This is a genomic window from Paenibacillus xylanivorans (assembly GCF_001280595.1).
GTDB classification, from domain to species: Bacteria; Bacillota; Bacilli; order Paenibacillales; family Paenibacillaceae; genus Paenibacillus; species Paenibacillus xylanivorans.
This window is the reverse complement of record NZ_LITU01000026.1, coordinates 1-7,583: the sequence shown is the minus strand read 5'-3', so window position 1 is coordinate 7,583 and position 7,583 is coordinate 1. Positions and strand designations below refer to the sequence as shown.

The following is a 7,583-nucleotide window of genomic DNA, read 5'->3' as shown; positions in this document are numbered from 1 at the left end:
TGTCCATCTTATAGGGTACATTTTATTTCATACCAAAGGGAATCCGGCCTTACTTAGACAGATAGAGACATCTCTATCACCATGTCGTATGTCGTCCAAACCTTATACAGACTTGCTCTGCTCCTGCTTGTCCACCAGTTTCATCTCCCACTGCCGCAGCTTTGCCCGCCGAACAGCTTCCAGTGCACGCTTCTTCTCTTCATCCACACCAAGAATAAAATGCAGATGTGCACCAACGATTAATAACGAGAACAGCACCCATACGATGCCAAAAATATTAACCCAGTCCATTCCACCAGCAAAGGAAATCCGCGGCAACGCAATGACCAGCATCGACAACGCGATAAGCAGATAGATCACATGTTTTGCTTTCTTCAACCTTTTCACCATTCACAGCTCCTTCGTTCTTGATCGACTCTATATTTCTAGTCTATGAACGATAAGGAGCTAATATGAGAGGTTTAGGTAAAAAAACGGGACACGGTTTAAGCTTAGGCTTCAGCGCCACCGTACAGATGACCCAGGCTGTCTGCGATAATTTTGTTCACATCTTCAATAATGACGCTCAGGCGACGCTCAGCGTCAAACAGACGACGGATATTTAGGTTCAGGCTAAGTACTTCAAACAGTTTCTCCATTTTCTCCATCTCGTCCGGAGCAGGCATATCTCCACTCATCATACGCTGTTGCAATTCCATCTGTTGATCACGGAAATTATCCAGCATGGCCTTCGCTTCCGGGTCTACTTCAATCAACTTCATCGCAGAAGTGATTTCTTCCACCTCGCTGCTTTCTCTCAGTGCTTTGGCCAAATCATTGGCTTTGTCATAAATGTTCACTATAATTCCTCCTCATATTGGGTTGTCTTTCTGTTATCCATTCGTATTCACTCGTATTCATGCGCATTCTCATCGCATCGTTCACCCGTGTTAATACACGTATTTCACTTCCGTCAAACAAAGGTTGCGGGAACATGCCATTCATTACCTGCAGAGCATCAAATGCATTTAATCCAAATGGGTCAATCACCAAGGGTTATATGTCCTCATATGATGAAGCACATGCCATGTTTAGATGCCGTTCAACTTCGAGATCAGACATCAAGTTGCCGCCCGGAAGGAGATCCGTGATGTCCACTAAAAAAGTAACGATTCAGGTTACCGGCTCGGGCATCCTGCAGGACGACGTCATCATGCTGGGCGAAAGGGTACTCAAGGCGCTTAAAATCCCTTCTGGCCGACCGCTTCAGCTGCAATTCGGCTCTTTCCGCCGTGAAGTCACTGTCATCCCTGTTCCCAGGTATGACGGCCTGCGCATCAATCAGACGGTAGCCAGCAAGACCGGCCTTGTTCCCCGTTCGGTCCTGAGCATATCCTATCGTTCAGCCAGCCGTACGCTGCGCCTTGGACCTTACATCAGTGTATTGGTTAGCCGGGATTACCCTGATCAGCCCGATCGGCCCTTTGGCTCCATCACGATGTTCTGTCAAGAACTGGTGAACGCCTGCCGGAAGAAGGGCGCCTATGTATCCTTTTTCACACCGGAGGATATTGGAGCGGTAACGGGTTATATGAAAGGCTGGGTGTATGATGACGGCTGGAAAAAGACCGTTCTGCCTATAGCAGACGTCGTCAATAACCGGCTGACGTCCCGTAAGCTTGAGAACAAACCTAGCGTACAGCATTTTATGAAAGAAGTAAAATCGCTCTACGGCACGCAAACCTTCAACGAAAAATTTCTGGACAAAAACGAAGTATTCGATGCCCTAAAGTCCATATCGACGCTGAAGAGAGTCCTGCCCGAATCCCATTTGCTCAAAGCTTCAGCTATGCTCAAAACCATGTGTAACCGATATCCGGTTGTCTTTCTCAAGCCGGTTCGCGGGTCACTTGGCAAAGGTATCATCCGGGTCTCCCGTCAAAGTGACGGCAGCTTTCTCACCCTCGCCACTGGCGTTGGAGGTACCCGAAAACAAACGTATGCTTCTCTGGATAAACTGTATGCCAGTATGTCTGGGAAAATGAAAACAACACGTTACCAGATCCAACAAGGTCTTACCCTTATTGATAACAGCGGCAGACCCGTAGATTTCCGTGCGCTTGTGCAAAAAAACCGTACGGGCAAATGGAGTGTCACTTCCATCGTCGCACGTATTGCAGGCGGCAGTCACTATGTATCCAACCTGGCACGGGGTGGAAGTCTCAGTACCGTCAAGGAAGCTGTAGCCAAAACCCAATTGTCCGGATCAGCCAAAGCTTCTGCTTATGCAGGATTGCATACGGCGGCGCTGGATATCGCCAAAGGCATTGAAGGTGCCATCCCCGCCCATTTCGGTGAACTCGGCATCGATCTGGCCTTGGACACCAGTGGAAGAGTTTGGCTGCTCGAAGTGAACTCCAAACCATCCAAGAACGATAATACGCCACTTAGCGAGAGCAAAATCCGGCCTTCGGTCAAAGCGATGCTGGAATACTCCACCTATTTGGCCGGATTCTGAAGAGTCATCCATTAGAGGAGGTGCAGCGGAATGTTCCTGCAACATCAGACAAACACAGTAGCCATACTGGTTCGGGCAACAGAAGGCTCGCCTCCTTTCGTGGATGAACTCTTCTGTCGTCGTCTCAGTTTGGAAAGCCACCGTTACGGCCTGAATATCATTGTGTTGGCTGTATCGAATAAACCCAGCGTATCCGGGCTCACACAGGGCTATGCATTCGACAGAGGTAAATGGAACATTGTGCCTCTCCCAGCAATGGATTTGATCATGAATCGCTGTCTGCTTCCGCTCCCCAGAACATTTAAACAGCAGCTTCAGGAGCTTGTTTCCTCAGGCAACGGACACCATGTCCGTTACTGGTCTGCTTCCTTGCCTGGTAAATGGAAGGTCCACCGCGCCTTGTCTGCCGATCCAAGACTGCGTGCTCTTCTTGCGCCTACGACGCTGCTTCAGTCGGATACCTTATGGGAGCAGTGGCTGGAGCGCTGGCCGAAAGGTATTTTCTTCAAACCTGTTTCGGGCACCCATGGTAAAGATACGTTTCGCCTTTATCACGAAGAGCATCACACCTCCTTGATCATGGAGGGGAGAAATACTCGCAATGAATTGATTCACCGTACATTTGAGCATCGCCAGGATGTCTCTGCCTGGCTGGATTCATACAAGGCCGGTAAAAAGATGATCTTGCAGCCGTATCTGGAACTGAGTCATCACGGACGACCGTTCGACATTAGGGCCTTGGTGCAAAAAAATGGGCAAGGACGCTGGTCTCTAACCGGATGTATGGTACGGGAAGGACCGGCTGGCTCACTCACTTCCAATTTGCATGGAGGGGGAAAGGCGTACCCTGTGCATCCTTATCTGCTGGAACGATATGGGAGCAAACAATCCAACACTTTGCTGGAGTCAATCAGGCAGGTTACTGCCCGCATTCCTGCCCTGTTGGAAAGCCGCTTTGGCAGACTGGCCGAACTGGGTCTTGATTTCGGAGCAGATGTTCAGGGTCGCCTCTGGCTGCTCGAAGTGAATTCGAGACCGGGACGTTCCTCATTCGCAGAGGCGGGTGATCCACGTATGCACAGTCTGACCTACACCCGGCCGCTTGCCTATGCCCGTTATTTGCTGCAACAACATGTTCTCACGGACGCGAAGCGTCCAATGAAAATGCCGAATACATCCAGCACAGCTGGCCTGAAACCCATCCCGATTCACGGCGGTTGAGGCACGCAGCGCCCCGCTTGCCATGGAGCCGAAGGATCTTTTCAGGATAGGAGGATAAATCATGAGTTTGACCTTTTGCAATCTGCATTTCACACAGCAACCGGATAAAGTGGTTTATGTATCCAACGCATTAATGAAAAGCCTAAATCTATCCGGAAAAAAAACGATTCATCTGCGGTTTGGCCGTGACCGGGTGCCCGCAACCATCAAACCGATCAAAAAGGCTGGCAAACATCTTTATCTCGCTTCGGGTATACGCAATCTGATGAACGTTCCGAAACGAGGCAGCATCTACCTCCGCAACTTGCAGAACGATGAAATCCAGTTGGGTCCATTGATTGGCGTATTGTCTGACGGACCTGCTACGGGTACCAGCCCTTTTGGCTCCCGTACCGGTTTCATTAAACAGCTGCTCCGCGAAGGCAGTCGCAAATCCTATATTTATGCGTTTACCCCACGAGATATTAACTGGCAGAATGAAACGGTTTCCGGTCTTTTTCTGAACGACAACGGGAGCTTCAGTCGTAAAACGGTACCTCTGCCAGATGTCGTATATAACCGACTGCCCAGCCGCCGCTCAGACTTCTCACCAGCGATCAACCAACTGCGTGAGCGTTTCATCCGGCGCAAAATTCCGTTCTTTAACTGGAGTTTCTTCAACAAATCAGATATCTACACTTTGCTGGAGAACGACCCAGCAGCAGGAAAATATATTCCTGAATCCATCACCAATCCCACAGTAGAACAGATGAAAGAGATGCTGGAGCGCCATCAGTTTGTTTACTATAAACCAACAGCAGGCAGTCTGGGCAATGGCATCTACCGATTGACCTACTCGCCCAAACGTGGATATTTCGCCCGTTATCGCAAAAAAAGCGGCAACGCACTTCTGCGCTTCGGCTCATTTAACAGCCTGATGCGCATGCTTCAAGGCAGACATGGGAAACAGCTTCGCGGTTATGTCGTTCAACAAGGTATACGGCTCATCGAGATTGAGGAATGCCCCATTGATTTTCGTTTTCACATGCACAAGAATGGCAACAATCAATGGGTTGTTGTTGGCATTGGCGCCAAAAAAGCTGGTCGCGGCAGTGTAACCACACATATCAAAAACGGTGGCTCCCTGATGACCCCTGAGCAGGCACTCAAACGCAACTTTGGTGACCGCTCTGGAGAAGTGCTTCAGCATGCCAAATCTGTCGCTATTACACTGGCCCAGGCAATTGAAACCCAGCACCAGCATCTGATTGGTGAGATTGGCTTTGATCTGGGCATTGATCAGGAGGAACATGTATGGATGTTCGAAGCGAACGCCAAACCAGGACGCTCCATTTTCCGCCACCCTTCACTGCGGATGGAGGGAAAATCGTCGGTGGAGCACATCCTGGAACATTGCCTGTATTTGAGCAAATTCCGGAAGAAAGACGGCATTTGATGAGCTTGCAGGATGATTTTAGACCCGTTATTGCTATCCTGACCATGCATGATGATCGACGGATGTTCAGAGGAAACTATCAAAACTTCCTCGATATTGTGCAGACGGGCGAAAGTATGGGATATGTGGTGTACGTCGTGACTGTAAGAGATTTGAACGTGAGCGGCCCCACCGTGAAAGGATACACGTACAACAATGGAAGTGGGAGATGGACTTCACAGTCCTTTCCTCTTCCCCATGTACTCTACAATCGGATTCCCAACCGGGAAGATGAACGCAAGCCTTCAGTACAGCGCAAAATTGACGAATGCATGCATTCAGGCATCGAACTCTATAACCCGTTTTTCTTCAATAAATGGAATCTGTTCGAATGGCTGAAGAAATCCAAATCCACTCAGCAACTGATCCCCTATACTCGCCGGATGCGAACCGCAACCGCTCTGGGGACCGTTCTGAGGTCACATCCCTACCTGTATCTGAAACCAGAGAGTGGTAAGGCCGGCAAAGGAATCATGATGCTCAAGTTCCAGGAAAAAGAGCGCCTGCCTTACCGACTTAAAATACAGAGCACCCGAAAGAGTACCACGTACAAAGCAGCAACCCTTTCCAAGCTATGGGCTAGGATTCGCAAGGAGACCGGACACACACCCTACATTATGCAACAGGGTATTGAGCTGGCGTTGTCCCGCAAGCGTCCATTCGATCTTCGGGTGCTTGTGCAGAAAAACGGCAAAGGGCAGTGGAGCGTAACGGGAGTTGGAGCCCGGCTCGCTGGCTCTCGCAGCATAACCACCCATGTGCCGCGCGGAGGCAGTGTGGAGGACCCGGAGAAGCTGCTCACCGATCTCTTTGGTGAAGAAATGTCGAATACACTGATGAAGCGGGTGAAGTCCACTTCATTGTTGATTGCCAGACAAGTCGAACGAGGCTCAGGACATACGCTTGGTGAAATGTCCATGGATCTGGGTGTTGACGAACTGGGCGAGATCTGGTTCTTCGAAGCGAATGCAAAGCCGATGAAGTTCGATGAACCGCAGATTCGGCGGAGGTCATTGGAACGTATTTTTCAGTACAGCGCCTACCTTGCCCGTCAGTCCAAACGATGATAGAACAGGAATAACAGCTAAAGAAGGTGATTGTTTGTGTCCTCACCTGTTCTGGGCATTATGACGTTGTACTTAAATGAACATCGCGCTCTGGAAGAACGGAGCATATACCGCAGAATGATCCTTGAAGGGCGCAAGCGGGGACTCGATATTTATGTGTTCACACCTGCCGATGTACATCCAGGAGGCAAACAGATTGAGGCAATGGTCTTTCACTCGGAAAAAGGCTGGTCCCGGGAATGGCGTTCATTCCCGGATATCATCTTTGACCGCTGCCGCATACAGCGCAATCGCAGATTTCAGCAGCTGCTTGCCTTTCGGCAAAAGTATGGTCACTTGCTCTTTCTCAACCGCCCGTTGCGTAATAAGTGGACCATCCATCAGACACTCTCCGCGAAGTCAGCCTTTCGTGAACATCTGCCAGATACCGTTCTGTTTCAGGATATGTCCGACGTGAATCGAATGCTGAAAGCCTCCTCGCTCATCTATCTGAAACCCATTAATGGAACCGGAGGGCGAGGAATTCTCCGCATCGAACGCAGCGGTAGCGAGGCCAACACGGTTCTTGTGCAAGGACGGGACCAAAAGCGCCGGATCATTACCCCGCGCAAAGTCCATTTGTCACGCCTGGGTTCACTGCTCCAACACTGGAATATGAAAGATAAATATCTCGTTCAGCAAGGTATTCAACTTCAGCTTCCGAATGGCCGTGTTCATGATTATCGAATGCTAGTTCAGAAGAACGGTGAAGGACAGTGGGAATTGACTGGATGTGCAGGACGGATGGGTGCAGAGAAAAGTGTTACTTCCAATCTGCATGGCGGCGGTCAGGCCATTGCGATGCACAAATTGTTGAAACAGTGGATTACCGATGAGGAGGAACGGGCTGAAATCAATGCCACTGCAGAGAAATTCGGGATTGACGTTGCCACATTTCTGGAAAACACCTATGGTGCCTTGTGTGAATTGGCTCTGGATCTGGCGATAGACAAGAGTGGACGTATCTATTTGCTGGAAGTGAATCCAAAACCTGCTCGTGAGGTGTTCGCCCGCATTGGTGAGCCGGATATCTACTCCAAAGCTATTACCCAACCACTGGAGTACGCCTTGTGGGTGTACCGCAACCATCCAAATACGAATCGTCCCCCTCGCGGAGTAAAGGTAACCAAACCTGTCAAACGCGTAAGAGGTAAAGCTTCAACCCTCAAAAGGACCAGAAAACCACGGTTATAATTGGCAGGTGATTAACATTAAAACGAATTCTTAAACAGAAAACCTACCACTCCACGTCCATTCGGTCTTACCCCTGTCAAGTAGACAGATG

At 49.6% G+C, this 7,583-nt stretch carries 7 protein-coding genes; 5 read left to right on the top strand and 2 right to left on the bottom strand.

Going from position 1 to position 7,583, the window contains the following annotated elements; translation table 11 throughout:
• Positions 1-102: 102 nt before the first annotated feature.
• Positions 103-390 carry a hypothetical protein gene (locus AMS66_RS02685; RefSeq protein ID WP_029880748.1) on the bottom strand — a complete coding sequence of 96 codons (288 nt, stop codon included), beginning with the start codon at positions 388-390 and terminating at the stop codon, positions 103-105.
• 101 nt (positions 391-491) lie between these two features.
• Positions 492-839, bottom strand: a complete 348-nt coding sequence (locus tag AMS66_RS02680) for a YlbF family regulator (protein ID WP_024629123.1) — start codon at positions 837-839, stop codon at positions 492-494.
• Between the two features lie 290 nt (positions 840-1,129).
• Between AMS66_RS02680 and AMS66_RS02670 the strand changes: the two genes are divergently transcribed.
• The 5 genes from AMS66_RS02670 to AMS66_RS02650 all read left to right on the top strand — a co-directional run bounded on the left by AMS66_RS02670 (position 1,130) and on the right by AMS66_RS02650 (position 7,492).
• Positions 1,130-2,497 (top strand): YheC/YheD family endospore coat-associated protein, encoded by a 1,368-nt coding sequence (locus AMS66_RS02670; protein ID WP_053779324.1) that lies wholly within the window; start codon positions 1,130-1,132, stop codon positions 2,495-2,497.
• A gap of 30 nt (positions 2,498-2,527) precedes the next feature.
• On the top strand, positions 2,528-3,718 hold the full coding sequence (locus tag AMS66_RS02665; RefSeq protein WP_053779323.1) for a YheC/YheD family endospore coat-associated protein: 1,191 nt from the start codon (positions 2,528-2,530) through the stop codon (positions 3,716-3,718).
• Between the two features lie 61 nt (positions 3,719-3,779).
• Complete coding sequence (locus AMS66_RS02660; RefSeq protein ID WP_053779322.1) at positions 3,780-5,153, top strand: YheC/YheD family endospore coat-associated protein; 1,374 nt, start codon at positions 3,780-3,782, stop codon at positions 5,151-5,153.
• Positions 5,153-6,259: a YheC/YheD family endospore coat-associated protein gene (locus AMS66_RS02655; protein ID WP_053779326.1), complete on the top strand. Its 1,107-nt coding sequence runs from the start codon at positions 5,153-5,155 to the stop codon at positions 6,257-6,259. The genes AMS66_RS02660 and AMS66_RS02655 overlap by 1 nt, the downstream gene beginning before the upstream one ends.
• A 36-nt stretch (positions 6,260-6,295) precedes the next feature.
• A complete protein-coding gene (locus AMS66_RS02650) occupies positions 6,296-7,492 on the top strand; it encodes a YheC/YheD family endospore coat-associated protein (protein WP_053779321.1) in 1,197 nt (398 codons plus the stop codon).
• The last annotated feature ends 91 nt before the right edge of the window (positions 7,493-7,583 follow it).

What these genes read in the sequence shown, in the direction of transcription:
- AMS66_RS02685 (WP_029880748.1), bottom strand. Translation starts at nt 390, where the DNA reads ATGGTGAAAAGGTTGAAGAAAGCAAAACATGTGATCTATCTGCTTATC.
- AMS66_RS02670 (WP_053779324.1), top strand. Translation starts at nt 1,130, where the DNA reads ATGTCCACTAAAAAAGTAACGATTCAGGTTACCGGCTCGGGCATCCTG.
- AMS66_RS02665 (WP_053779323.1), top strand. Translation starts at nt 2,528, where the DNA reads ATGTTCCTGCAACATCAGACAAACACAGTAGCCATACTGGTTCGGGCA.
- AMS66_RS02660 (WP_053779322.1), top strand. Translation starts at nt 3,780, where the DNA reads ATGAGTTTGACCTTTTGCAATCTGCATTTCACACAGCAACCGGATAAA.
- AMS66_RS02655 (WP_053779326.1), top strand. Translation starts at nt 5,153, where the DNA reads ATGAGCTTGCAGGATGATTTTAGACCCGTTATTGCTATCCTGACCATG.